Source organism: Lactococcus fujiensis JCM 16395 (genome assembly GCF_002441655.1).
In the GTDB taxonomy this organism is placed as follows: Bacteria; Bacillota; Bacilli; order Lactobacillales; family Streptococcaceae; genus Lactococcus; species Lactococcus fujiensis.
Window position 1 is genome coordinate 50,134 of sequence record NZ_JXJU01000006.1, and the last position, 26,612, is coordinate 76,745.

Below are 26,612 nucleotides of genomic sequence, written 5' to 3' on the forward strand. Positions count from 1 at the left end.
CTTGTTCGAGTGATCTAAAAATGTATTTTACAGATGCATTCCGAATAAGCCACGTGAAAAGTGGTTTCACTAAATATTATAGCTTATTTTTATTTATTTGGAAAGCCCAAGTCCTAAAATTTCCCTAATTTCTTCTTCGCTTAGTGCTTTATCAACAACATCACCTTCAAGAACATTGGCAATCAGGTCTTTTTTACGTTCTTGAATTTCCATAATTTTTTCTTCGATAGTCCCTTGTGTAATCATTCTGATGACTTCAACGGTGTTTTTTTGTCCCATACGGTGAGCACGCGCAACAGCTTGTTCTTCAACCGCAGGGTTCCACCAGAGGTCTACCAATATAACAACGTCTGCAGAGGTCAAATTCAATCCAACCCCACCTGCTTTCAGTGAAACCAAGAAAGCATCACGACTGCCTGCATTAAAAGCTTGAACCATAGAAAGTCGATCTTTTACAGGTGTAGAACCGGTTAAACGATAACTGGAAAGACCGACTTCTCCCATAATTTGTTCAATAAATGGGAAAACTTTGGTAAATTGAGAGAATATTAATGGGCGATGTCCGGAATCTTTAATTTGCACTAAGAGTTCACGAAGTCGTTCCAGTTTGCCAGAGTTCCCTTTGTAGTCCGCCATAAATAATGCAGGGGTATTACAAATCTGGCGAAGGCGAGTAATACCAGCAAGAATCTCAATTCGAGATTTAGAAAGTGCCTGACTATCCATTGCTTTTACTTTATTTTGCATCAATTCAAGCTGAGCCACATAAATGACTTTTTGATCTTCAGCAAGATTATTGTAAAGTGTGGTTTCCATTTTATCAGGTAATTCTTTAAGCACATCTTCTTTTTTACGACGCATGACAAATGGTTGAATCATTCGGGCAATAGCTGCTGGTTCCATTTTATTGAACTTTTCGCGTACAGGTAAAAATCCTGGCATAACCACTTGGAATATGGCCCAAATTTCTTCAAGTCGGTTTTCAAGCGGAGTCCCTGATATGGCAAAAGTATGCTCGACATTTAATGCGCTCATTACTTTATTGGTCTTACTGCTGTAATTTTTTACATATTGTGCTTCATCAAGGAGGAGGTAAGTCAGCTTTTTCTCTTGATAATTATCAAAATCTTTTAAGAATGAGCCATAACTGGTAATGTAAACTTGATGTTTTCCACTAATAATCTCATCGCGCTCAGGTTTAATGCCATCAACGACAACAAAATCAATAGTGTCCGTGAATTTTTCAAATTCGCTCGCCCAGTTGTAAGTTAAACTTGCCGGTGCTGTAATCAAAGCAGTCTGGCCTTCTGAAAGTGAAGACAAGAGATAAGTGATGGCTTGAACTGTCTTACCAAGACCCATGTCATCAGCAAGAATTCCGCCCAGTGAATAATGTGTCAACATCTTCATCCAACATACCCCAGTTTCTTGATAGGAACGCAAGGAAGCTTTGATATGTTCAGGCTTTTCATATTCAAAATCTTCTGGGTGTGTCAAATCATGAAAGAATGAACTGAATTTTTCTGAAAATGATGTCCCGCTAATATTTTCAAATATTTTTGAGACTTGGAAAGTTCGATTCGCATTAACCTTAAGTGAATTCCCTGATATTGTAAAATTATCATCCAATTCTTTAAGGGCGGATTTCAAATCATCAAATTTCTTGTCAAAACGGTAAAATCGCCCTTCTTTGCTGACAAAATAGTCCGCATTTTCTTGTAATTTGGCAATAACATCCGCAAATTCATTTTCACCAACGTGTGGTAAATCAAAAGAAATATCTAATAAGCCACCATTTTGGTCAATCGAAATGTCAGGAATTTCATCCATGTTCAAATTCATCAGGGCTGGCGAAAGTTCCACATGTCCCATTTTTTGGAAGGCAGGTAAGATTCGCACGAAAAATTTTTCGGTCAGTGCTGACGGAATATCAATACCGCTAGTAAAGGCTCTCGCAAACCCAAAACGCTCCATTAAGCCAAAAATCCGTTGCTCTTTACGGAGGTCTCTTGAAAATTCTAAAGTTTCTAAGTCATGAAAAGATTCGATTTCAAAATCACCGTAGTCGAATTTCATGTTCAATTCGAGTCGCTTACCTTCTTTTTGATCAAAAGTGAAAAAAGGATTAAATTTGCGAACTCGGAAATATTTTGGCGCATCAATTTTTCCAATGGTTGACAATTGTTGCAGAGCCTGTGCCAAAATATCTTTGTCAGAAAATCCAAAACGAATTGCTGAATCAACACGAAATTGCTTGTCCAGAACGCTGATTAAGCGACGTTGCTCTTGATTAATTTTATAAAAAGCATGGTCGAAATATAGTAAGGCGCCATCATAAAAGCTGTGATAATCTACACTCACAAGACTCAGTTCAATAAAATTCTCTTTTGAGCGGACAACAAAATCAAACAAATCATCTTCTTCATTTAATGCCACAAATGAGAAAAATTTTAGTTCTCGTTCAGAAATTTTAAGTGTAAAATCTTCCAAATTTGAAGCCAAATCCATCCCTTCCTCAAGAAATAAAAAAGGCAGATTCAAATAACGTCCATTTTTGATAAATAAGGAACGGGCTATATTTTCATCAGAACGTGCATCAATTTTCATCAAAAAGCTAAGAAAATCTTGACTTGCTTCGTCAAAGTTGTCAAAATAAAGTTCGATCCAATTTCCACCCATTGGATATTGACTAAAATTGCGTAAAGCACGCAAAAAATAAGGTAAATCTTTAATCACATAGGATTTTCCCAGACGCTCACTTCTTAATCGCAAATCGAAATATAGAAAATTATAGAGCGAAAAAACATCTCGCAATTTTTCATCATCACTGACGATAATTTCTAAAGAATATTGATCTGAGCCAAAATTCGATTGTGATGTTGAATTAATAGCATCTAGAAAAACCAGATTTTCACTGTAAATGGTGTCTTCTTGCTCTAGTTCTTCATCTTTTGATTGTAATTCTGAATTATTTTCGTTATTTTTTAAATATTCTTCAACAGCTGCAATGTGCTTGCAATAGCGGTGATTTTGCTGAAAGATGCTACATGAACAAAAGTCCTGTGCACCATCCAAGTCATAGATAACTTGTTCTCCTTCAATCTCCGCGCTGAGTTTAAAGTCAGCTTCTACTGGATCCGACAAAAGCCCTGCGGCGTAAAGAGAAATCCCCTCTGAACGCACGCGTGCTGGCATCATTCTACTCATGTACCCTCCGATGCATCACTTCACAAAGCTTTATTCGGCTTCAATTTGCTATGAAAGCAAAATATTTCGATTGTCTCGATTGTATTAGTGAATCATTCCAATTTTTTGCGTAAATTATACCATATTTTCATATTTTTTTCAATTGGTTACAAATTAAAAAACCAATTCTGCTGAATCAGTTTTTTTGTATTTTTTAAAAGCCAGCAATAAATGCTTCAATCAAACGATCTCTATCCTTTATCCACTGAGCACGTTCATCCTTTATGTGAACTCGATTAGATAAAAATATGACTGCTTTCTTTTCTTTCAAATTCATAAGAATAAAAGTACCCGTATAACCAGTATGCAATATCCAATTCTCATTTTTTTCTAAAATATCCCAAGCTAGACTTCGTTTTTTGCTCCCGTTTGAATAATCCCTAACTAATTGAAGATAGGAATCATCTGAAAAATAAGCTTGTACAAACTTTTCAAGCGATGTCAAATCAGAAAACAAACCAGCAGAGCCACAATGTGTCCCAAGAACTCTTGCTTTCGGGTCGTGCACAGTCCCAACAGGTATATTTGGGGAAGTTGCTACGGCATTTTCTACAGGTCCAAAAGTTGTTTTTTTCATTTCCCAAGGATCGAAAACTTCGCTTTGAAAAATCTCATCAAGTTCTAATCCAAAGAATTCTTCCAACATAAATCCCAATAAAATAAAATTAATATCGGTATACTTAAATGTCTTATCATCAGTGACTTGAATGTTTAAAATTGCCTTTTTTAGAGCCTCAGGGCCAAGCTCATTTCGATCTTTGATATAAGGATCAATTCCACTGGTATGAGTTAATAAATGACGAATAGTAAGGGTTTCATTAGAAAATTCTGGCAAATAAGTCTTCAATTTTTCGTCAAGATCAATTTTTCCTGCGAAAACTAAATTGATTAGCACTGTACCTGTTCCAACAACTTTGGTTACGGAAGCTAAATCCCACATTTTACCAGATGCGAGCGGTGTTTTTTCAGGGATCAACGTTGCATTCCCCAAAACATATTCACTCATTTTTTGATCTTCTAAAACAGCGAAATTTGTTCCCGGGAAAATGTCTTGCTCAATATAAGCATTAATCAGTTCAATTACTTTTTCTTTTTTCCACATCTTATTATATTCCTAAGTTGACTATTAAAAAATTCTGTCAGAATTGACAGAATCACTTTTTAATTTTTGACAAACCAAATTTCCATATTATTTGGTGCATCAAGTGAGAGTGTCTTACCCGCCTTATCAAGATAAATACCATTATAGGCATCAATTTCATTTGAAAAGCCAATCAAATCGGCACTTTGATCAACAATAAAAACTAAAAATTCCAAATCAAGGGTTTCATCAGCGGTAGCTTGTAAATCAGAACCTTCCACCATTTTTTCATTAAGTCGAACGAATGGTAAATTTACAGCATGTTGAGATGATTCGACATTTAATAAGTCAGAAATAAAATCGATTAGACCTGTTTCAGAAACATTCAAGTCCAAAGATTTAATTTTAACACCACTCAATCCTTTGAAATCAGCATCAATTTCAAATTTTATGTCATCAGATGAAATCGGGAGCATAAGATGCATTTCTTTAGGTAAGAGTAAAAAGTGATCATGTTCAGGTGAGATGGCTTCAAAGCCATATCTTTCACCATCAGTGAAGATGTTTTCAACTTGTCCAGAATGACGGGCCAAAAGTTGCTCAATTTCACCTTCATCTGCGGTCAAAATAGTCTTTGAATGCTTTTTATTCCCACGAACTGTTCGGACTTCCGGAGATTCCTCCAGTAAAAAACAATTTTCTTTTGATTGATTTCCACCAAGCCAAACCATCGCGCCCTCTTCGAGATGGACTTTTAAACCGAGAACATCTCGGAAAAAGTTTAAATTTTCTTCTCGATTTAATACACGGTAGACAGGTAAAAAATTTTTTATATGGTCTAAGATCTCACTCATTTTGGCCTCCAAATGCAAATACATATATTCTCCCCCTATTTTCGCAAATTTTCCTTAATAATTCAAAGATTTCGCTGTAATTTTGCCTTAGTTAAAATGCTGTGGTACAATAACTGCATGAATAATACCCACTTAGAACAGTTAAAAAAATGGCGCTGGCTCATTTGCCTACCATTTGTCCTCCTTTTTGCCTATCTTTTCTCTCCTCACACATTTTCAGTTTTTTTGTTAACGGTGGCGGTTTTATATATCATTGCACTTCTTTTTCTTTACGGTAGAGCAAGTTGGCTTTTATTTTTTGGTTTATCTCTTCTTCCGATGGTGACAACCTCATTAATTTTAAACTTTCACAAAAAATTTAATTTACTAGATATTCTTGTCTTTATGGCATTATTTTCCATCTCATTGGTCTTTTCTTATCTTTTAGCTCGAAAAAAGCAGCTCATTCAAGCACCAAAACGGAGAAATTTCCCACTCGGAAAAATTTTAATTGGGCTTTTAACCCTATTTGCTTTTTCTCTTTTCAGTAGTATGATTGGAAAAATGTTACATTCTACTGGAACAGTCAATCAAGATGCCTTAAACGAATTAAGAAAAGTAATCCCAATTGGTATATTTGCAATCCAAACCATTTTCGCTGGCTTTTTTGAAGAACTAACTTATCGTGTAGCTATTTTCGAACTCGTTTTCAAAAAGCAACCGAAAATCGCCTTTATTGTAGCATGTCTTCTTTTCGCTTATATGCATGGTCCAACCAATGTTTACAGTTGGCTTGTTTATGGCTCCATGAGCTTCACACTGACTACAATTTATGCAAAATATCGCAATTTTTACCTGAACATGTCAATCCATATGTTATGGAATGCCATTGGGATTGTTGCAGCACTATTGGTATAAAAAAACACGCTACGCGTGTTTTTATTTTAATTTAATTTATTTTAAGTAGATCAATTTAAAGAGTGCTACAGCTGCAAGTGCAGCAAGGATAGGTGAAATAACAGGTACCCATGCATACCACCATTTTGAATCCCCTTTTCCTTCACCAAGAACGGATTTAGGAAGAAGGGCATGAACTAAACGAGGCCCAAGGTCACGTGCTGGGTTCAACCCTGGTCCTGTTGGTCCCCCGAGAGAAGCGACCAAAACAAGGACGAGGAAACCAAGGACAACCATACCGATTGCTCTAGAGGCAGCAGTACCAGACGCTGCAAGATTAATTTGATTGAGAACGTCTGTGCTTGAAACATTAGCCCCTTGTTTCGCCGCAAATTTTGTATACCAAGTAATCAATTCTTTTCCGTAAAAAAGATTGGTGATTCCCATTGCTCCAAAGAACAAGATGAATGAACCAACAAACTCGTTTAAGAAGCCATTCACTTGAGCACCAAAACGTGTTTTGCTATCGTTGTCATCTACTGCATCAATCGTTGAGAATGTTCCCAAGATTGAATTTGCATTTTCTGTTTTAAGATAGTAAGGGCGATAAACCATAACAACAATCAATTGGCCCACAATTGCACCGAGCAATTGAGCCAAAATATATTGAGCAACGTGTGCCCAAGGGAAAAAACCGCTTGCAGCAAGACCGATTGTAAAGGCTGGATTGATTTGCGCTGTTACATTTCCAAGCGCAATTGCTGGTAACATCACACCAAGGCCGTATCCCCAGGCAATAATCAACCAGCTTTGCTTGTATGCCTTAGTACCTTTGAGTTCAACGTTCGCAACAGCTCCATTTCCTAAAATAATAAGTAAAGCTGTTCCGATAAATTCTGTGATGTATTTCACCATCCATGAATAATCCATGTCTAAAAAAACCTCCAATAGTTATTTGTAATAAAGACTAGTTGATTGTATCAAAAATCACAAGATAAAACAAGTTAATTCCTAATGTAAGGGTATTTATTCACATTCTGCAACTTTACAGAAAATTTGATATAATTATAAAAATTGGAAATTGCCAATTTCTTGTATTTTTTAACATGGGCGCAATTTTTGAAAAGGTAAGGAGCAGACGAAATATGAAATTCAATCATTTTTCAATCGTTGAAAAAACATTTGATGAAAAATTAGCTGATTTAGATCATTTGGGCTTTAAATGGTCCGTTTTCTGGGACGAAAAAAAGATTTTGAAAGACTTTTTGATTCAAAGTCCAATTGATATGACAGTTATTCAAGCCACAGAAAAACTTGATATAATGGACTTTTTGCGTTCTAAAACAACAGCACTGGATTGGGGAATTTTTTGGACAATCGCTTTACAACTGCTCGACTTCGTTCCAAATTTTGAATTTGAAATCGGGAAAGCACAAGCATTTGCAAAATCAATTAATCTCCCTCAATTTGAAGGCCAAATGAACAGTGAAAATCTTTTTGAAGCTTTTTACCTACTTCTCTTAACACGCCGAAAAAATGGAATGAGTTTAGTTGAATACTGGGTTTCAGAAGGTCTGCTTCCCGTGGATAATGACTATCATTTTTTCAACGACAAAGCCTTAGCTACATTTGACACAACTCAATTAAAAAGAGAAGTGGTTTGGGTAGAAAGTCCTGTTGATACTTACAACCGTGGACAATATGATCTGATAAAAGTTCAGATTATCCGCCCTATTTCACGCCAACAAATTCCATCAGTAATGACAGCAAGTCCTTATCATCTAGGTACCAATGACAAAGCTAATGATAACAGGCTGCACGATATGAAAACTGAATTGAAGAAAAAAGAGCCTGGACATATTGAAGTAGAGCATCGTTTACCTGAAAAAGTACATTTTGATACTAAAGAAAAGCCAGCTGTGGATGAGGCTCCTATGCATTTCACTCATGGATGGACTTATTCATTGAACGATTATTTCTTAGCACGTGGTTTCGCTTCGATTTATGTTGCTGGAGTAGGAACACGAGGTTCAGACGGTTTCCAGACTTCTGGCGACTACCACCAAGTTTATTCAATTTGTGCAGTAATTGACTGGCTCAATGGTCGCACACGAGCTTATACGTCGCGCAAGAAGACGCACGAAATTGTTGCTACCTGGGCTAATGGCAAGGTTGCAATGACTGGTAAATCGTATCTGGGAACAATGGCTTATGCAGCAGCAACAACTGGAATTGATGGTCTCGAAGTTATTTTAGCTGAGGCCGGAATTTCTTCTTGGTACCACTATTATCGTGAAAATGGTCTAGTCCGCTCTCCTGGCGGATTCCCTGGAGAAGACCTTGACGTTCTGGCTGAATTGACTTATTCTAAAAACATGGACGGTGCTGATTACATAAAAAACAATGAGCAATACCAAGAATTACTCAGTAAAATGACTTCAGACCTTGACCGTCAATCAGGAGATTATAATCAATTCTGGAATAACCGTAATTATTTGCTCAATGTGGATAAAGTCAAAGCTGATATTTTAATTGACCATGGTTTACAGGATTGGAATGTGACCCCAGAACAAGCTTATAATTTTTGGAATGCTCTTCCTGCCAATCAAGCAAAACACATTTTTCTTCACCGCGGCTCACACATTTATAATCATAATTGGCAGTCATTGGACTTCACAGAATGTATTAATACGTACTTTTCGGCTAAATTATTAGAGAAACCATTGAATCTTAATCTTCCTCCAATTATTTTACAAGAAAATTCTAAATATCAATCATTTACAAGTCTCAAAAACTGGGGTTCAGAAGTAAAATTATCTATGCCCCTCGCAAAAACAGCTGTCTCATTGAGTCAATTCGAAAATCATTATGACCTTGCTACTTTTGAACGTTACAGCGCTGATTTTAATGTTTTCAAAAAAGATTTATTTGAAGGAAAAACACAAGCTACAGTCGTTGACCTTGAAATGACGCATGAAATATTTGTAAATGGTGCAATTGAGCTCGACCTCAAATTAAAAATAAATGACAATAAAGGACTTTTATCTGCTCAAATCTTAGATTTTGGTGAGAAAAAACGTCTGCGAGATACGACTCAAATTATTGATCCAAAGGCAATCGATCGAGGGCGAAATTTTGAATTGGAAAACCTGCAAGAATTGCCATTAGTCAACTGTCCTTATCAAGTTATGACTAAAGGATTCTTAAATTTACAAAATCGAAATGATTTAATGGAAATATCAGAAATCCCTGAAAATGAATGGCTTGACGTTCACTTTGGCGTTCAACCAACCATCTACAAATTAGAAAAAGGGGATAAAATTCGGATTTTGATTTATAGCACTGACTTCGAACATACTGTCAGAGACAATCGGCATGTTACCTATGACATTGATTTATCACAATCTAAAATTATTTTCCCAATTGAAAAATAAAAGCACTCATTGGAGTGCTTTTATTCTCCCTAAAATCATTATAACGATGGGATAAAATATTAAAGTTGAGATGGCATGGGCGGTATCAAAGGGGAGCCCTGCAATCCAATAAGCAATGTAGCCACCTGTTCCAAAACCATACATGAGCCCTGATAAAACATCAATCAGAGCACCAAAGACAAAGGCGAGAAAACCAGCACTTATTGAAAGGACGAAAACATTTTTGGTAAGCTTCCCTATAGCCTTAAAAAAAGCAATAATTATAGCGTAGACGAAAATTTGGCCAAATACTATTGGCGAAAAGCCCAGCAGAATTCCAGTCAAAAGCATAGTTAGTCCCATGATTGCAATTGAATCCCAAAGTCCAATCCATAAGGCAAAGGCAAAAAACATGGCTGTGATTGGTTTGACATTTGGAAAGTCAACAAAGGCGATTCGAAGAACACAGCTAAGTGCTGCTAATATTGCGATTAATGCAAGACGATAAACTAATTTTTTTCTCATGAAAATATCATATCAAATTTATGCAAAAAGTACTATTTTTTTCACAACTAGAAAATTTAAAACCCTATTTTTAATCTGGCTGAACTCCCTTAAAAGTCAATTTGTTAGTGAATTTTGTAACTTACACAAGAATAAGAGTGCAAAAAAACACTGTCATTGCTAACAGCATTTTTATTTGTATCCCAAAAGAATTCTTATTTTTTAAGCGCTGTTTCTAAATGATTCAATGAAACTTCTTTGCCTAGAAGGGCAATAGCATTATGTAGTTCTGGGCCATGCATTGAACCTGTTGAGGCAATGCGAATTGGCATCCAGAGATTTTTACCTTTTACACCAGTTTCTTTTTGAACTTGTTTAAACAAAGGATAAATATTTTCCGATGTGAAATCAGCTTCAGGAATGGCAGCTAATTTTTCTTTGAATGCAGCCACAACAACTGGTGACGTTTCGAGTGACATCATTTCTTTTTCGGCCTCATCCCATTCAGGCATTTCACCAAAGAACAAGTCTGTCAAAGGAACGATTTCTTCAGCAGATTTCATTTGAGGTTGATACATTTCCACGAATTTTTCTGCACGTTCATCAAGACGACCTGCAGCTTCTAGGAAGGGCTTTGCCATTTCGACAACGCGTTCAAGAGGAGCATGTTTGATATATTCATTGTCAATCCAGTCCATTTTCTTTTGGTCAAATGCAGCTGGAGCTTTAGATAAACGTTTTTCATCAAATAATTTAATCAATTCATCACGTGAGAAAATTTCTTCATTTCCACCAGGGTTCCAACCAAGGAAAGCAAGGAAGTTAAAGACCGCTTCTGACATGTAGCCTTTTTTACGGTAATCTTCGATAAATTGAAGTGTATTTGTATCACGTTTTGAAAGTTTTTTCCCTGTTTCAGAATTAATAATCAAAGTCATGTGACCAAATTGTGGAGCTTCCCAACCAAGTGCTTCATAAATCATCAATTGTTTAGGTGTGTTAGCGATGTGATCATCTCCGCGGATAACATGACTAATCTCCATCAAGTGATCGTCAACAACGACTGCAAAGTTATAGGTAGGGTAGCCATCTTTCTTTTGAATAACCCAGTCCCCACCAATGTTACCACCTTCAAATGAAATTTCACCTTTCACAATGTCATTCCATTTGTAAATAGAAGTTGTAGAAACTTTGATACGAACAGTTGGAACAATCCCAGCAGCTTTACGTTCTGCAACATAAGCTGTTTTTTCATCTTCTGTCATCCCAATATATTCATTGGTATAATGTGGTGTTTCGCCAGCAGCTTCTTGACGTTCATGCTCTGCAGCTAGTTCTTCTTCTGTACGATAAGAATAGTATGCTTTTCCTTCTTCGAGTAATTGATCAATATAGCCTTGATAAATGTCAAGACGTTCTGATTGGCGATAACGTTCGTGAGTTTCTGGGCTTTCGTCCCAATCCATTCCTAACCAACGTAAGTTTTCAAGCTGGCTACGCTCTCCATCTTCAACATGTCGTTTACGGTCCGTATCTTCAATACGAATGATGAAAGTTCCGTTATAGTGACGGGCAAAGAGGTAGTTGAACAATGCAGTACGGGCATTTCCAATATGCAAAAGTCCTGTTGGTGATGGTGCGTAACGTACGCGAATTTTATCTGACATGATAAATATATTTCTCCTATATTTGAACAATTATCTTGTCCATAATCATTTCTATTTTACCACAAATTGAATGGCTTGTCTGTGCTTGTTCTTAAAATTTTAATCGGACAGCTATATTTTTAAAAAGTAAAGCAAGAGGACGAAAAAACAACAGTCAAAAGCTGTTATTCCTTATCTCTATTGAATTTTAATGAGAATTTTCATCTGGATTGCGAGCAAGACCCGCTATACCGTGAAAACCGTCAATTGTTTTAATATCATTTTCATCTAACTCAAAATCAAAAAGATCAGCATTTTCCTTTATTCGTGCAGGAGTCACCGATTTTGGTAGTGGCAAGTAGCCTTTCTGGAGTGACCAGCGTAATACGACTTGCGCAACCGATTTTTTATAGCTCGCAGCAATGTCTTGAAGCTCTGGAATAGACAAGATTTTACCAGTTCCAAGAGGACTATAGGCCTCCGTGAAAATATTATGCGCTTGATTAAAGGCTACAATTTCTTCCTGCTGGTCAGTTGGGTTAATCATGATTTGATTGACCACAGGTTTGATTTCTGCCACTTCCAATAGTGGTTCTAAATGTCTCGCATGAAAATTTGAAGTCCCAATGGCACGGATTTTGCCAGCGCGGACAGCTTGTTCCATGGCGCGCCAAACACGTTCATTACGTTGAGCAAAATGAGGGCGAGAAGATATGGGGTTTGGCCAATGGATCAAATATAAATCGACATAATCTAAGCCCAGTTTGTTCAAACTTTCGTTTATTTCGACTGCTGCATCTTCTGTTGTCAGGGCCGTATCCCATAATTTTGTCGTCACAAATAAGTCCGCTCGATCAATGCCAGAATCTTTAATTGCCCGTCCAACAGATTCTTCATTACCATAAATAGCCGCCGTATCAATGTGTCGATAGCCTGTTTCGAGCGCAGTTTTTACTGCCTGATAGGCTTCTTCTCCATCTTTTGATTGCCAGGTCCCAAAACCAACTTTGGGGATTTTCATCCCATTTGGTAAAAGATATGTAGCTGTCAAACTCATCTTTCAACTCCTTTTATCTTGTATTTATTCTATGATAACATGAAATTCGATTTTTTTTAACAAAAAAAAGATTTGACCTAAGCCAAACCTTAATGATAGTCCCAAGGGGAATCGAACCCCTATTTCCGGAATGAGAAACCAGTTTCCTAACCATTAGAAGATGGGACCTTAATTAACTCTAAGTTTAAGTCTAGCACTCTTTTTTAAGCTTGTCAAAAATTTAACAATTTTTTAAAGGTATCATTTTTTGATACCTTTTAGATTTATACTTGAATTATCAAAAAAAGAAAAGAGAAATCTAATGGAATACTCAATTAAACACGTTGCAAAGAACTATAAAATGACCGCTTTCGGCGTTTCCTTCGACGATTTTAATGATTGGCAAGGGAATGCTGCTCGTACCTCAGCAAAAAAAGCTGAAATTATAGCCAACGGAAGCCTATCAGCGCTGACAGCTTTGAGTGATGGCCAAATTTACCAAATTAATTATGTTCTTGATGGTAAGGCTTGGCGAGGATTTGGTGTTATGGGAGAATTCAATTTAGACGGTGCAGTAGTCTTGGATTTTCTTGCAGGAGATTATTTGATCTTTTCAGCAAATGGCACCAATGAAATGACCTTGGCAGATGAAATCACTAGCATGGTCTTTGGACAAGGCTTAAAAGAAGCCTCTGATTATAAATACATTGGACCGGGTAACGCCACTTTCGTCAAATCTGTTGAGAAAAATAAATTTTATGGCGAAATGGCGCTCCGGGTTGAAAAAATCTAAAAATATACCTGTAATCAATGACAAAAATTTAGTATAATGAAACCATGAATAAAATCAGTTTTACAGTCACTGTTGACGATGAAGAACTTTCAATTGAAATGGCCTCTGGTGCAAAAATGAAACTCATTAATTGCAACAACAACCGTTTTGAACTTTCAGAAAATGAGTTTTTCTTCTTGTTGAAAAAAAATCAGATCAAAATGATTTCAGCAAATAAACCATCTATTCCCAAAATTGAATTCGACCGTTTGGTCATTATTGACCCTCGTGTTTACGACATCGATTTAGGGCAATTTGTTCAATATTTTGTCCAAACTGCTGAGGAAACTGGAATAAAATTAGTAGGACAGCCTGAAAAAATCAAGCTTCCTAAGAATATATATAACGCCTCTGCCAAGGCTGCAGATGAACTATTGACAGCTTTATCAGCATTTTCAATTAAATTGGAAAAAAAGAAATATGTTTCTCCAAAAGCTCAACATCGTTGGAAAAAGACTATTTCAACCATTGAATTTCATATTAAGCACGAAGGAGCCACTGGTACCGTTGTTTGGCAAAAGTCAAATGAAATGCGCCTTTTTGCAGGGGCTAAGATGCTGACTGAAGAGGCAGCGCCGCGTCGAAAAGACGGAACACTTGGACTTCCTGCCAAATTCACTGCCAATTTACGTGACGAAAACGCAGCTAAGTGGAATCATGAAACTTATGTGACCATTGAAGATATTATTTTACGTTCGGTAAATGAGGTCGGTCATTTTCTTTATTTTGCTGGGACGAACAGCTGGCTCGAAATGATTGACGATCAAGGAAGAACAATTCATGAACTCACAGTTGTTCAATAAACTGGAAAAGTTGTCGTTTTTGAATGATCACTTGACTGCACTTTGTATTTTTGTCAGCACTTACAGATCTTCGTTTAAAAAAATCAATCTGTTTAATTCATAGATCAAAGGAGAAAAATTGGCAAATTACACTTTAGTTCATAAAACTGGCTTTACACTGACAGGTTACGGTTTTGTTATCACTGCTCCCTTTCAAGATAGTCAAGCCCTTATTTCAGAAAAAAATAAATTTTGGAATGATTTACAAGTTACAGGTAAATTCGATGACCTCAAAAAAGTAGCAAAAAATCATCGAGAATGGTCAGTTAATGAAGTTTACCAAGGAAAACCGTGGAACTATTTTGCGGTAGAAACACATTCAACAGTTGATAATGCAACACGACTGATTGAATTTCCGGACAGTGAGTATATCGTTGTCAGTGGGAGCGGCCCCAAAGATGAGCTATTTGACCAATTAACTTATCAAGCCTTTGGTGAGGTCCTCAGTCAGATCAAAGACTATGCCTACATAGGAGGGCCAAATGCCACCTATCGTGAGAAAAATACAGACGGGACCTATTATGGAGAATTCTGGGTGCCTGTTGTCAAAAAATAAAAAAGCTAGTTAAACTAGCTTTTTTATTATGGGATAAGAATTGGAAATAGATAGGTTTTGATTAGATAAAGTCCTAACAAAACCCAGCCCCCCGTCAGCAGATAGAGTAATATCTGATGCGTTTTACTTGCTAGCCAACGGTACCCTTCTGTCGCGAGTAACATTACCGGGAGCAAGGCCGACAAGACATATCGCCCCTGGGCCTGATAATCTCGGAAATAAGAGGCATAAGCGGATAAAGCAAATGGTAAAGCAAGACAGAAGGTCAAAAACAAGAACATGAATTTTTGTGTTACCGTAAAATTATTACGGTGACGAATAAGTGAATTAAGTCCCAAAATACATCCAATTATTAAAATCAAAAAATAGAGCAAATAAATCTTATTAGCAAATCGAACTTCCATAAAACCAAACATTCCGATGGCACTTTTTATCGTCATAACTAACCAACCCGGATCTGGCCCAAAAATAGAGTGGTTTGAAAAAATCATTTCGATGATATTATTGAAATATTGGCCACCGGGGTGAGCTACATTAGCACCAAATTTTTCATAATATTCAGCAGTCGTTTTAATTCCCAAAAAGTCACCAAAATGAGCATAATTTCGAATGAAAAACCAAGCAGATAATGTAAAAACGCCCCCAACTATAGTAACTGTTTTAATCAGATAATCTTTTTCTGTCACTTTGTGGTCAATAAAATAAATCATAACAGCCATTAGCACAAAAGCATAAGCTGAATAATAAGTTAAAATACAAGCCGAAACAGAAATAATTAAACCAACACAGCTGCACCAGTCCCACCGCGTCTGTTGCCCTCTAATCAAAAAATAAAAAATCATATAAGTCGAAAAAATCGAAAATATATCATTATTCAGATATGCACCCAAGAAAATAATTTGAGGTAAAAAGCTTGAAAAGGCTACAAACAACAACGTAGGAGTTAATTTATTAAAAATTCTAGACCCTATTTTGTATGAAAAAATCATAATTCCCACAGCAGAAAGGACACTCACCATCCGCGCTGATAATAATAAACTTCCAATCGCGACCTTAAAAGAGAACCAAGTTCCGATTGTTTTCATAACCAGAACAGCCAGCATTGACGGTAAATATGGCTCCATGGCGTAGGAAAACCCCCAATGGGGTATTCGAACAACAGCTTCAGTACCAATTGGAAGATGATGATGTAAGTAAATAAAATTTGATAACTGAAAACGAGCTATTTCATCTGGTGCTCTAAGCGGAGGCAAATGCCCTGCTACAAAAAAACATAAGAAAAAATATGACACTACTACAATAATTTTTAAAACAAGCGAGTAATTCTTCCTCATAGATCACTTCCTTTTTTTAGAAATTAAATAATTCTTGAATCAATTAGCTTAATTCGTAATATAATTCTCCAACATTACCTACAAATTCAACAATTTTATCATCAATGATAAGTTCTAAAACTAAATCTTCATCAGGAATGACATCATAATCTGCTAATTGTGCTGAGATAAAAGCAGCTGGGCTTTCAAATTCTTCTGTATAAGTCAATCCACTTGATTGTTTAAAAGTTAATTTCATCATTTAAAAATCCTCCAAAATTAAAGAGTATCAAAAACCAAACTTGGTTTAGCATTGAGATCTAAGCCAGCATAATTTTCTTTTTTCATTTCGATATAAGCCGCAGCAGCAATCATTCCTGCATTATCTCCACACAAACGCAATGGTGGAACAATGACCTTAGCTTCTGTAATTTCATTCGCCAAACGTTCCCGGAGGCCTTGATTAGCAGAGACTCCTCCTCCTACAATCAATGTTTTAACGGGATATTTTTCCAATGCTAATTTCGTTTTACCAATTAAAACATCAAGAACAGCAGTTTGGAAAGAGGCAGCAAGGTTATCCAAGTCGTCTTTAACTAAATCTTCACCCTTTTGTTCTGCATTATGAACGGTATTAATAAAAGCAGATTTTAAACCAGAAAATGAAAATTCAATTTCGTGAGTAGACATCATAGCACGTGGAAAATGATAAGTGTCCTTTCCTTTGTGCGCTAACTCGTCAATAGCTTTTCCAGAAGGATAAGTCAAGCCCATTACGCGACCAACTTTATCATATGCTTCACCAGCAGCATCGTCTCGTGTTTCACCTACTTTTTTGTAGCTTCCTTCTTTTTCAACATAAACAAGTTCGCTATGACCTCCAGAAACAAGTAAAGCCATCGCAGGATATTCAATTTTATCAACTAGAGCAGCAGCCATCATATGACCTGCCATATGATTGACAGGAATTAGTGGCAAGTGATGTGCCCATGCAAAAGTTTTTGCAGCCATAATCCCAATGAGTAATGCTCCAACGAGACCAGGACCTTGGGTAACAGCAACTGCGTTCAAATCTTCTGCCGAAATTCCAGCTTGAACAAGCGCTTCATCAATGCAGGCTGTGATTTGTTCTACGTGATGACGGCTTGCCACTTCTGGAACAACTCCACCAAAACGCTTATGACTATTGATTTGACTAGCAATAATATTTGTTAAAAGTTCTGTTCCATTTTTTAGAACAGCCACTGATGTTTCATCACAAGATGTTTCAAATGCTAGTATATAATTGTCTTTCATTCTTATTCTTTTCTCTTTATTTACTAATTTTTTTAGTTCGCCGCATTAGGATTGCATCTTCCTGCGGTTCTGTATAATAATTTTTTCGGATGTGAAATGCATCAAAATCATATTTTTCGTAAAGCCTTTGTGCTGGCAAATTTGTCGCCCGAACTTCTAAAAAAATCGTTTTAATCGTTCCATCCATTTGCTGATGTCCCCAATCAAATGGAATTTTCTCTATCAAGTGTGAAGCAATTCCTTGCCCACGCTTTTCAGGTAAAACCGCGATATTACTGATTTCAATTTCGTCTACTAAATCAATCGTTGACAAAAAGCCAACGATTTTTTTGTCAATTTCGGCAAAATAATAGACTGATTTAGTTGCCATTAAATCGGTCTCAATAAAATTCAATGACCATGAGGCATGTCCGTCCGACACTTTTAAAATGTCAAAAATGATTTGACTAAATGTGCTCAGTTCATCCTGATTAGGGTCAAATTGCTTAATTTTCAACATTATTTCTCAACTTTTTGACCATCCAAATTGCATCTGCGCCATCTTCATAATAATTAGGCATCAAGTTGTCAGTTTCAAATCCATTACGACGATAGAGTCCTTGTGCCTTTGTATTGTCACGACGGACTTCCAAAGTCATTTGATTCTTACCTAAATTACTCATTAATCGAACAATCTGATTAATTAATGTGGTTGCGATTCCTCGTTTTTGATAATCGCGTAAAACAGCCAAATTAGAAATATGAATATTTACACCTTTATCAGTAAGACGAGCGCCAATGAAGCCAACGACTTTATTATCAATTTCGGCAACGACAAAAAAAGCATCTTTATTCTGGACAATTTCATGTTCAAAATGCGAAAACGTCCAAGGAACCTCTCCCTCATACACATCACGCTCAATAGCAAGCATGTCAACAATGTCTCGGCGCTCTGCTAAACGATAAGCAACGCCGTTAAGATTACTTTCTAATTCGATTTCATCCATTTCAAGATAACGTCTTGGGTTAAATCCTCTGAACGTATCCGCTAGCAGCATTCTCAGCTTCTTCATGTGTTTCCAACCATTTCTCTTCAGCTTCCACCTTCTTCAAATAATGTGGAGCAAATCCATGTGCAGGCACAATGTCCAACTTAGCACCGATGAGTGCTAAGTCGTAGGCAGATGGCAAAACGACCAAACTATCTGTCAGAATTTGTTCATCCTGAAATCCTGCTGCCTTAATATCCTCAATAAAGTTTCCTGTTTCTCCAGTAAAAATCACAAGATTAAAATCCGTAATCTTTTTGCTCATATCAGCTAAAAATTCGGAAAAGAGGCAGTGTTGATCAGGAACTAATGCTCGACCATTTTGGTAAACAGCAGCGTAGGCATTTCCACGTCGTGCATCCATAACTGGAACGACTAAGGCATCTTTTGTTTTAATTCGACTGGCAATTGACAACAGACTTGAGACCCCAACGATATCCTTATTTAATGTGTATGCAAGTGTTTTTCCAACCGTTGCAGCCAAACGAAGCCCGGTATATGAGCCTGGTCCTTGAGCCACTACAATCCGGTCTATCGAATTTGGCGCCATTTCACTTTGTGCCATTAAAAAATCAATAGCAGTCATAAGTGTTGTGCTATGATTTTTTTTCAAGTTTAATGTGACTTCACCTAGAATCGTTTTATCGTCAACTAGGGCGACCGACAAGGCTTTTGATGAACTATCTAATGCTAAAAGTTTCATTTTAATCTTTTCTTCATATATTTTTAAAATTTTGATTTCTTATACATTTTAGATGACAAAATATAGTCAAAAATCCTTCAATCCTATTTTACCACGCTAAAGCCTGAACTTCCACCTTTATTTCTTTGACAGCGATTACTTTCACAAAAAAAAGACTCTCTCTTTCCAAAAAGTTATAAATATGCTAAAATTAAAGTAATGCAATTGTGACAAGCACACACGAAGAATTGTAAAAGAAAGGACAACGAGTCTGACTCGTTAATGATAAACCTATGATTTTCAAAGTTTTTTACCAAAAAAATAAAAGCCGTTCACCACGTCGTGAAACAACTCAAGTAATGTACCTCGATCTTGATGTGAAAGATGAAAAAGCTGGCGTTATTGCAGGCCGCGAAATTCTTGCACAAAATACAGATTATGTTGTTGAATTTATTGAGGGCTTGAGCGATGATGCAGTCGCTTATGACCAAGAAAATGGCAATTTTGAAATTACAACTTTTTAATTTCACAAGCAAAAATTCTACTGCTTTAAACTTTACTCAAGATTGAGTGAAGTTTAAAGTTATTTTGTTTTACAAATTTTTTTGCCTTGAGGAACTCATTTTATTCAGGATTCATTTGCATGAATCAAGAGCTAATTAAAGGCATTCATTAAAAAAAATATGGAATTAATTATTTAATCTATCTATACCAACATAAGAAAGGAACACATGCCAAAACAATTAAAAATTAATTCCAATGAAGTCGCAGTTTACGCTATCGGTGGACTGGGCGAAATTGGAAAAAACACCTACGGAGTCGAGTACAAGGATGAAATTATCATCATTGACGCTGGAATTAAATTTCCAGAAGATGATCTCTTAGGTGTTGATTATGTCATCCCTGACTATACTTACATCGTTGAAAATATCGATCGCATAAAGGGGCTTTTCATTACCCATGGTCACGAGGACCACATCGGGGGGATCCCGTTCTTACTTAAGCAAGCAAATATTCCCATTTATGCTGGACCGCTCAGTCTTGCGTTAATCCGTGGTAAACTTGAAGAACATGGTCTTTTGCGTGATGCAAAATTATACGAAATTCATCCTGATTCAGTAATAAAATTTAATTACTTGAGCTTGAGTTTTTTCCGTACAACTCACTCTATTCCAGAACCTATTGCCGTTGTTGTTGATACTCCGGAAGGGAAAATTGTCGCAACAGGTGACTTCAAATTTGACTTTACACCAGTAGGTGACCCCGCTGATTTGCACGCCATGGCTCGCTTAGGTGACGAAGGTGTTTTGCTTTTGTTGTCTGACTCTACAAATGCTGAGATTCCAACTTTCTCAAATTCTGAAAAAGTTGTCGGCGCAAGCATCATGAAAATTTTCGAACGCATCGAAGGACGGATTATTTTTGCCTCATTTGCATCAAACATTTTCCGTTTACAACAAGCGATTGATGGTGCTGTAAAAACAGGCCGTCATGTCGTCGTTTTTGGACGCTCAATGGAAAAGGCACTTGTAAATGGACTTGAGCTTGGTTATTTACACGCTCCAAAAGGTACGATTATTGACCCGAGTGAAATTAACCAATACCCCGGCCACGAACTTGTTATTATGTGTACAGGTTCGCAAGGTGAACCAATGGCGGCTCTTTCGCGAATTGCTAACGGAATGCACCGTCACATTACCTTACAAATGGGTGATACAGTCGTCTTCTCATCTAACGCAATTCCCGGAAATACTTATGGCGTAAATCAATTGATCAACAAAATTTCCGAAGCTGGTGCCGAAGTTATTTACGGAAAGATGAATAATATTCATACATCAGGTCATGGTGGACAACAAGAACAAAAATTGATGCTCCGTTTGATTAAGCCTAAATATTTCATGCCTGTTCACGGGGAATACCGGATGCTTAAAATTCACTCTGGGCTTGCACAAGACGTTGGTGTGCCAAAAGAAAATTGCTTCATCTTGGAAAACGGAGACGTTTTGGCTTTGACTGCTGACAGTGCACGTTATGCTGACCATTTTGGTGCATCTGATACCTATGTTGATGGTTCTGGAATTGGTGATGTTGGAAATGCCGTTTTGCATGACCGTCACGAATTGTCTGAGGATGGAATCGTTCTTGCAGTTGCAACTGTTGACTTTGAAAATCGAACTGTCCTTGCTGGGCCTGATTTGCTCAGCCGTGGTTTCATCTATATGCGCGAATCTGGCGATTTAATTCGCTCAGGACAACGTGTTTTGTTCAACTCAATTCGTGAGGCAATGCAAGATGAAAATGCAAACGAAGCAAGCGTAGCTCGCGCAATGCGTGAAGCACTTAGCCCATTCCTATACAAACAAACAGAACGTAGTCCTTTGGTCGTTCCAATGATTATGACACCTGATCAATAGTGCTCATTATAATTATAAAGATAGTAGCCTAAAGGGTTACTATCTTTTTTGACTGCTCGTAGCAACAGTTTAGAAACAAAAAAATGCTTGTACTATACAAATATTAATTCTCCCCTATGATATAATTAATATATAAAAAATTTTTTCATAAATAATAGGAGTAGTTATCATGCTTGACCCTAATATCCAAATGCCCAATTTCAGTGTTCCAAAATTACCTGATTTAAGCAGTTTAACTAGAGCATACCCACAACAAGTTAATATAGTAGAAAATCAGAAGGCGTTTAATCAGTTAGTAATTCTTGGAAATGGATTTGATTTAGCTTGCGGCCTTAAGTCAACTTATAGACATTTTTTTGAATATATTCTTGATAAGGATGAGTCTAAAAATAATTATTGGTACTATATTTTTAGGAGCTTACATTATAGAAGAGTAGACTTTAATGGATGGACTGATATCGAAAAACAAATATTAATAGAATTAAAAAACATAGAAATTTTTTATTCAAATGGAATATTAAAAGAAAATGAATACATCGTAAAAGAACAACTGGAGGAGTTTATTTCTTTCAATGGTTCTAACCCTTCATTAAGACTTACAGCATCAGCAATTACCTCTCTATATTCTTATTATTATGAGATTCCATCCAAAAAATCATTTCAAGAACAACTGATAAAGAAATTATTATTATTAGAAGAAGACTTTTGCAAATACCTTATAGAACAAATCAATATCGAGGATGAACAGATTGATGATTTTTTCTCAGAAATAAAAAAAGAGAACCTCAACAATTATTATATTAAATCTCTAATTATAGGATATTATATTCTCACTTCGGAACTGCCAGATTTTTCCATTCAATACTTAAATGATATATTAACAGATATTACCGAATATGATTCATTTGATTTATTTTTTGAAGAAATAGATACAATCAATAAACTATTTTCTGAAGATGATATAATGAGTAGTATTTTATCTTTCAACTATACCGAACCATTAAAACAGCTCAATCTAAGAAATATACATGGTGCACTTAGTGAAGGAAATATTCTCTTTGGAATTGACTATGATAAATTAAAAGATAATTTTACAGAACCACCAATAGAATTTTCTAAATCATATCGCATACTAGAAAGTGGAAGAGATACAAAAATGAATATTTCTTCTGATATAGACATAATTAAATTTTATGGTCATGGACTTGGAGAAGCAGATTATTCATACTTTCAAGCTATATTTGACTCGGTTGACCTTTATCATAGCAATACAAAAATTATTTTTTACTGGTCACAATATGAAGGAGTAGATAAGAAAACTATACGTGTAGAACAAGTAAAAAATGTTACAAATTTAATAGAAGAGTACGGAACAACGTTTACTAATCAAGACCATGGAAGAAACCTATTAACAAAGTTACAATTGGAAAATCGTTTACAAATCAATGAAATACCGATAAATAACTTATTTGAGTGTTTAATCTAGCTAATGAAGAAAATATTTATCCTAAAAAGTCTGATTTCCTAAATCAGGCTTTTACTGTCGCACTTTTTCTCCCTGTTTAATATTGTCGTTCCACTTGTACACACATATAAAAAAAAAAGGACAATTAAGTCCCCTAAGAAATTTCGCTATCGCTCACAGATACCTTGACTAGTCCATTAAATTTATCTGCTACACTTCTCATTGCAGTTGGGTGAAGATGTGAATAAACACCAAGTGTGATACTTATATCAGAGTGTCCTAAGCGATTTTTTAATTCTAAATCATTCATTCCTAACTGTAGCATTAGTGAAGCATGAGAATGTCTTAAGTCATGTACTCGAATTGGTTTAATATTAATCTTTTCAGCATGTCGAATTAACATTTTATTCACTCGATTTTTAACAATAGGTAAGCCATTGTCTGAAAATATGAAATCAATTTTACCGATTTGTCCTTGTACTTCTTTCCACTCTCTCATATACTTCAATGTATCATCATCAAGATATAGTTTTCTAACACTACTTTGAGTTTTTGTATCAGTAAATTCCCAATTTTTTCGATTTCGATAATAAATAGATTTGTGGATATATACCTACTTCTTCTCAAAATCAATATCTTTCCAAGTCAGAGCCTGGAGTTCTCCAATACGCAGACCTGTAAAAAATAGAAACCAATAAACTGTAAACATCAGCTTTTCATTCACTCTTTTTTTATTAAAAGTCTGAATAAAAGTAGTAAATTCCTCAATTGTCCAAAAATCAACTTTACCTCTTGACCTTTTTACATTTCCAGCAACTTTAGCATTATTTCTGCTTACAAGTCCTAATTTCTCAGCAAAGTTTAAGATTATTTGTAAAAATTGATGTAGGGAATAAATATAACTCATAGATACATTTTCTTCTAATAAACAGTTATGCCAATCTTGAATAACTATCGGAGAAATTGAACTTAATTTCCTATCAAAGAAATAATCTAATCTTTTCAATCGAGCTACTCCAACATCATAGGTCTGCGACTTTGTCCGTGTCTTGTAATCTGGCATAAAGTATTTATCAACAAAAGTCTTGAAACTCATTGTACTATTCATTTGTACTGAACTTTTTGATAAATCTGCTTTTGTAAAGTCATACCATTTTTGAGCTTCTACTTGACTTGTAAAGCCTGTTTTCTTTTTCTGAATCCTCTTACCTGTAATATCATCAAAACCAAGAGAAACGACTGCATAATACGTTCCTCTCACTTTATCTTTATATACGTGGGAAACCTTAGGCAATATCTGCCACACTTTCAATTTCTAACTTTGTACCGAGAATTTCTTCTACAGTTTCTTTTGGAACTTTACCAACACCGTTAGACTTATAGTAAGCAAATCCTCTTTGTACCATGATTGCCTTTGATTGTTTAATAAGCATATACGTTTGATACGGACCAAATCCACATTTTACTAAATCATTTTTATCAATAAACATAATTGTTCTCCATTTCTCTTTTTAATATTCCACATGAGTAAACTCTTTACTCTCTAATGCCATTTGTAAGTCAAGTGGTGCCATGCAAGTATAAAGGGTTTGACCTTTATGATTTGTTGCAACTGTACCATTATCATTCATTTTTAAGTACCATGTTCCAGTTGTAAAAGGCATTCTATCAGATAATTTTTTAGCTTTTTGACTATCTACTTTCTTAAGATACATCTCTTATCACTCCTTTATTTTTAGGAAAACTCTTAGGCAACAATTCATCAAAGATTAATTTGTTTAGAAATATTTCTTTATCATCTGATGAAAATATTGCCTGAAAGCCGTAGCGACGCTCTAAGAATTCATTTGCTGAAACTCGTTCCTTCTTAGGTTCATCTAATTTCTTCGTTTCTGATAAGTTATAATAATTATCGTATTCAAATCGAGGAAATTGTTTTTCAGTAATTCCAACATTTAAATTGATTCTACGAACGTACTGGTCTAAATCTTCATTTTTTATATTTTTAAAGAAAGATTCTGCTGTTTCAGTATTCGTCAATACAATCACACGAGCCGCAATCACTTTGTTACGATATCTAGCCGATATTCTTGAACGATTCATAGGGTCTAAAACTTTTAGCCAATCTGCACGTTCCATTGATTCCGGTCTAAGGTCATCAAGTAAAATGATTTCTTCCCCCTTGTATTCATCAAAAGGGTTAGATGATGAAGCTGAATAAATAGAAACTCCGTTATACCCTGATTGTTCTGATTCATCACATAATTTTTCTACAATTTCTTGAGCTAGGTGTGATTTCCCTATCCCTGAATTCCCCTGAATATAAACTACACTCAACTTAAATTCATTGTTTCGCAAGGCTTTTAAAGTCTTACGGGCTTTATATTGTGAGAAAGAATTAAAGGCTGAAATAAAGCGTTGCTCATTATTCGCATATAGGCGTTATAAGCTGTCATCTTCCATGATTTCATCATAGGTAATTTGTCCAAAGAGAACTTTATCAAAGATAAGGTCTAAACTCTCATTGATTTCCCTATAACGTACTGTCGCACTCCGTTTGAGAAAATCATCTTTATTATCTAAAATGAACTTTTCATAGTCCATTGTTTCAAAAGTTTCAACTTCACTAATCTCATACTGATGTTTAGTAGGTTGTTGTGCATGGATAAGATAAGCTTTTTGATTAAAAGGAAAGTAGTTATTTCTTCCTTTGGGGTAGTCAATAAAATGTTGAGAAATTCCTAATCTATCGGCAACCAATTCAATAGAACGATGTGTAGGTAATTCTACATAGACATGGATGTGTGCTTCAATCAATTGTCCATTATTTTTTCTATCTTTATCATGAACAATCAAAGCTATTTTTAATTGTTTTTCTGATGTATCGTAAAATTTTAATCGGTCGTAGATTTCTTGAAAGATTTTTTCCTTATTTTCTTCCCAATTTTCAAACCAAGACCTTTTTTCATCCCAATCCCAAAATTCTGAATCAAAGTATTGTTCAAATACAAAACATCTAATTTTTTGTTTCCTCATATTCTATCCTTTCGTTTATCTCATTTTTTTTTAATAATAAAGTGTTTTTTATTCTGGTTCTTCCATTTTTAGTCATTTTATAAAATCCTAGTGTCCTAACCACTTCAAATTACTAGGTCATATGTCCTAACCACTTTTCATAGGACACTTTCATAGGACACTAAATCTATTGATTTTTGGTAATTTTTGGCTTTTAGTTGGGTAGAAGTGTCTAACCTAAAGCTAACGCTAGTGGGGGTTTACACCGTTTTTGTTGACAAGCCCTAAAACGGTGCGGGCGTAGGGTGTGTCCTAACCACTCACATATCCCCAGAAACTCTTACACTTTTTTGTTTATTGTCAGATAATTTAGTTTATATCTAATAAAACAAAACCCGTTTTTATCGAGAGCGCCTTGTTAGCGGAGCTTCTGACTGCTCACCCTTATCGCCTCGCTACGCTAGCGACGGGCTATGCAGTCAGACCTCAACGCCCTCTCTAAACAGGTTTTGT

Annotated in this window: 27 protein-coding genes and 1 tRNA gene; 8 read left to right on the forward strand and 20 right to left on the reverse strand. The window is 35.8% G+C overall.

The features are described 5' to 3' along the window. Window positions 1-93: 93 nt before the first annotated feature. The 3 genes from RT41_RS05855 to RT41_RS05865 form a co-directional block, all read right to left on the reverse strand. Complete coding sequence (locus RT41_RS05855; RefSeq protein WP_096818133.1) at window positions 94-3,207, reverse strand: DEAD/DEAH box helicase; 3,114 nt, start codon at window positions 3,205-3,207, stop codon at window positions 94-96. Window positions 3,208-3,400: 193 nt separating this feature from the next. Then, a complete protein-coding gene (locus RT41_RS05860; RefSeq protein ID WP_096818136.1) occupies window positions 3,401-4,348 on the reverse strand; it encodes a serine hydrolase domain-containing protein in 948 nt (315 codons plus the stop codon). 59 nt (window positions 4,349-4,407) lie between these two features. Further along, the gene (locus RT41_RS05865) at window positions 4,408-5,181 is read right to left on the reverse strand and encodes a CppA N-terminal domain-containing protein (RefSeq protein WP_180752690.1); all 774 of its coding nucleotides are present in this window, start codon (window positions 5,179-5,181) and stop codon (window positions 4,408-4,410) included. 384 nt (window positions 5,182-5,565) lie between these two features. Between RT41_RS05865 and RT41_RS05870 the strand changes: the two genes are divergently transcribed. Continuing rightward, a complete protein-coding gene (locus RT41_RS05870; RefSeq protein ID WP_245811620.1) occupies window positions 5,566-6,078 on the forward strand; it encodes a CPBP family intramembrane glutamic endopeptidase in 513 nt (170 codons plus the stop codon). Window positions 6,079-6,114: 36 nt separating this feature from the next. On the opposite strand, the gene gla is transcribed toward RT41_RS05870, so the two are convergent. Next, window positions 6,115-6,987: an aquaglyceroporin Gla gene (gene gla, locus RT41_RS05875; RefSeq protein WP_096818142.1), complete on the reverse strand. Its 873-nt coding sequence runs from the start codon at window positions 6,985-6,987 to the stop codon at window positions 6,115-6,117. Between the two features lie 215 nt (window positions 6,988-7,202). Here gla and RT41_RS05880 point away from each other — a divergent pair, with 215 nt between their 5' ends. Next, on the forward strand, window positions 7,203-9,491 hold the full coding sequence (locus RT41_RS05880) for a Xaa-Pro dipeptidyl-peptidase (protein WP_096818144.1): 2,289 nt from the start codon (window positions 7,203-7,205) through the stop codon (window positions 9,489-9,491). A gap of 6 nt (window positions 9,492-9,497) precedes the next feature. Here RT41_RS05880 and RT41_RS05885 read toward each other — a convergent pair whose 3' ends face one another. The 4 genes from RT41_RS05885 to RT41_RS05900 form a co-directional block, all read right to left on the reverse strand. Then, complete coding sequence (locus RT41_RS05885) at window positions 9,498-9,995, reverse strand: DUF6580 family putative transport protein (RefSeq protein ID WP_096818146.1); 498 nt, start codon at window positions 9,993-9,995, stop codon at window positions 9,498-9,500. A gap of 194 nt (window positions 9,996-10,189) precedes the next feature. After that, on the reverse strand, window positions 10,190-11,641 hold the full coding sequence (gene gltX, locus RT41_RS05890) for a glutamate--tRNA ligase (protein ID WP_096818149.1): 1,452 nt from the start codon (window positions 11,639-11,641) through the stop codon (window positions 10,190-10,192). A 187-nt stretch (window positions 11,642-11,828) separates the two neighbouring features. Next, entirely contained in the window at window positions 11,829-12,677 is an 849-nt protein-coding gene (locus RT41_RS05895) for an aldo/keto reductase (RefSeq protein WP_096818151.1), read from the reverse strand. Window positions 12,678-12,773: 96 nt separating this feature from the next. Continuing rightward, window positions 12,774-12,845: transfer RNA gene (locus RT41_RS05900), tRNA-Glu, on the reverse strand. A gap of 133 nt (window positions 12,846-12,978) precedes the next feature. On the opposite strand from RT41_RS05900, the gene RT41_RS05905 reads away from it, so the two are divergent. The 3 genes from RT41_RS05905 to RT41_RS05915 all read left to right on the forward strand — a co-directional run bounded on the left by RT41_RS05905 (window position 12,979) and on the right by RT41_RS05915 (window position 14,886). Then, window positions 12,979-13,449, forward strand: a complete 471-nt coding sequence (locus RT41_RS05905; protein ID WP_096818153.1) for an early set domain-containing protein — start codon at window positions 12,979-12,981, stop codon at window positions 13,447-13,449. Window positions 13,450-13,493: 44 nt separating this feature from the next. After that, complete coding sequence (locus RT41_RS05910) at window positions 13,494-14,291, forward strand: hypothetical protein (RefSeq protein ID WP_096818156.1); 798 nt, start codon at window positions 13,494-13,496, stop codon at window positions 14,289-14,291. Window positions 14,292-14,409: 118 nt separating this feature from the next. Continuing rightward, the gene (locus RT41_RS05915; protein WP_054639497.1) at window positions 14,410-14,886 is read left to right on the forward strand and encodes a GyrI-like domain-containing protein; all 477 of its coding nucleotides are present in this window, start codon (window positions 14,410-14,412) and stop codon (window positions 14,884-14,886) included. 26 nt (window positions 14,887-14,912) lie between these two features. Here the strand turns inward: RT41_RS05915 and RT41_RS05920 are convergent, their stop codons facing one another. The 6 genes from RT41_RS05920 to tsaB are packed head-to-tail and all read right to left on the reverse strand — an operon-like array spanning window position 14,913 to window position 19,226. Next, entirely contained in the window at window positions 14,913-16,220 is a 1,308-nt protein-coding gene (locus tag RT41_RS05920; protein WP_096818158.1) for a glycosyltransferase family protein, read from the reverse strand. 43 nt (window positions 16,221-16,263) lie between these two features. After that, the gene (locus tag RT41_RS05925; RefSeq protein WP_054639499.1) at window positions 16,264-16,461 is read right to left on the reverse strand and encodes a DUF4649 family protein; all 198 of its coding nucleotides are present in this window, start codon (window positions 16,459-16,461) and stop codon (window positions 16,264-16,266) included. Window positions 16,462-16,478: 17 nt separating this feature from the next. Next, the gene (gene tsaD / locus RT41_RS05930) at window positions 16,479-17,495 is read right to left on the reverse strand and encodes a tRNA (adenosine(37)-N6)-threonylcarbamoyltransferase complex transferase subunit TsaD (protein WP_096818160.1); all 1,017 of its coding nucleotides are present in this window, start codon (window positions 17,493-17,495) and stop codon (window positions 16,479-16,481) included. A gap of 16 nt (window positions 17,496-17,511) precedes the next feature. Next, window positions 17,512-17,994 carry a ribosomal protein S18-alanine N-acetyltransferase gene (gene rimI, locus RT41_RS05935; protein ID WP_054639500.1) on the reverse strand — a complete coding sequence of 161 codons (483 nt, stop codon included), beginning with the start codon at window positions 17,992-17,994 and terminating at the stop codon, window positions 17,512-17,514. Further along, window positions 17,981-18,547 carry a ribosomal protein S18-alanine N-acetyltransferase gene (rimI, locus tag RT41_RS05940; RefSeq protein WP_054639501.1) on the reverse strand — a complete coding sequence of 189 codons (567 nt, stop codon included), beginning with the start codon at window positions 18,545-18,547 and terminating at the stop codon, window positions 17,981-17,983. Before rimI (RT41_RS05940) ends, rimI (RT41_RS05935) begins: the two co-directional genes overlap by 14 nt. Then, on the reverse strand, window positions 18,501-19,226 hold the full coding sequence (gene tsaB / locus RT41_RS05945) for a tRNA (adenosine(37)-N6)-threonylcarbamoyltransferase complex dimerization subunit type 1 TsaB (RefSeq protein WP_096818163.1): 726 nt from the start codon (window positions 19,224-19,226) through the stop codon (window positions 18,501-18,503). The genes rimI (RT41_RS05940) and tsaB overlap by 47 nt, the downstream gene beginning before the upstream one ends. A 272-nt stretch (window positions 19,227-19,498) precedes the next feature. Between tsaB and RT41_RS05950 the strand changes: the two genes are divergently transcribed. From RT41_RS05950 to RT41_RS05960, 3 genes are all read left to right on the forward strand, one after another. After that, window positions 19,499-19,729 (forward strand): DNA-directed RNA polymerase subunit epsilon, encoded by a 231-nt coding sequence (locus tag RT41_RS05950; protein WP_054639502.1) that lies wholly within the window; start codon window positions 19,499-19,501, stop codon window positions 19,727-19,729. Window positions 19,730-19,936: 207 nt separating this feature from the next. Next, window positions 19,937-21,619 carry a ribonuclease J1 gene (gene rnjA, locus RT41_RS05955; RefSeq protein WP_096818165.1) on the forward strand — a complete coding sequence of 561 codons (1,683 nt, stop codon included), beginning with the start codon at window positions 19,937-19,939 and terminating at the stop codon, window positions 21,617-21,619. Between the two features lie 169 nt (window positions 21,620-21,788). Next, window positions 21,789-23,105 carry an AbiH family protein gene (locus RT41_RS05960; RefSeq protein WP_143467352.1) on the forward strand — a complete coding sequence of 439 codons (1,317 nt, stop codon included), beginning with the start codon at window positions 21,789-21,791 and terminating at the stop codon, window positions 23,103-23,105. Between the two features lie 133 nt (window positions 23,106-23,238). Here the strand turns inward: RT41_RS05960 and RT41_RS10630 are convergent, their stop codons facing one another. The 6 genes from RT41_RS10630 to RT41_RS10645 all read right to left on the reverse strand — a co-directional run bounded on the left by RT41_RS10630 (window position 23,239) and on the right by RT41_RS10645 (window position 26,120). Further along, window positions 23,239-23,691, reverse strand: coding sequence for a site-specific integrase (locus tag RT41_RS10630; RefSeq protein WP_342743689.1), 453 nt, complete (start codon window positions 23,689-23,691; stop codon window positions 23,239-23,241). Between the two features lie 6 nt (window positions 23,692-23,697). Beyond that, entirely contained in the window at window positions 23,698-24,390 is a 693-nt protein-coding gene (locus RT41_RS10635) for a site-specific integrase (RefSeq protein ID WP_245811622.1), read from the reverse strand. Next, entirely contained in the window at window positions 24,371-24,574 is a 204-nt protein-coding gene (locus RT41_RS05970) for a DUF3173 family protein (RefSeq protein WP_054639504.1), read from the reverse strand. The genes RT41_RS10635 and RT41_RS05970 overlap by 20 nt, the downstream gene beginning before the upstream one ends. Window positions 24,575-24,595: 21 nt before the next feature. Then, the gene (locus RT41_RS05975) at window positions 24,596-24,799 is read right to left on the reverse strand and encodes a hypothetical protein (RefSeq protein WP_054639505.1); all 204 of its coding nucleotides are present in this window, start codon (window positions 24,797-24,799) and stop codon (window positions 24,596-24,598) included. Beyond that, window positions 24,789-25,421, reverse strand: a complete 633-nt coding sequence (locus RT41_RS10640; protein ID WP_245811623.1) for an RNA helicase domain-containing protein — start codon at window positions 25,419-25,421, stop codon at window positions 24,789-24,791. Before RT41_RS10640 ends, RT41_RS05975 begins: the two co-directional genes overlap by 11 nt. A gap of 105 nt (window positions 25,422-25,526) precedes the next feature. Further along, window positions 25,527-26,120 (reverse strand): Rep family protein, encoded by a 594-nt coding sequence (locus RT41_RS10645; protein WP_245811624.1) that lies wholly within the window; start codon window positions 26,118-26,120, stop codon window positions 25,527-25,529. Window positions 26,121-26,612 lie beyond the last annotated feature (492 nt).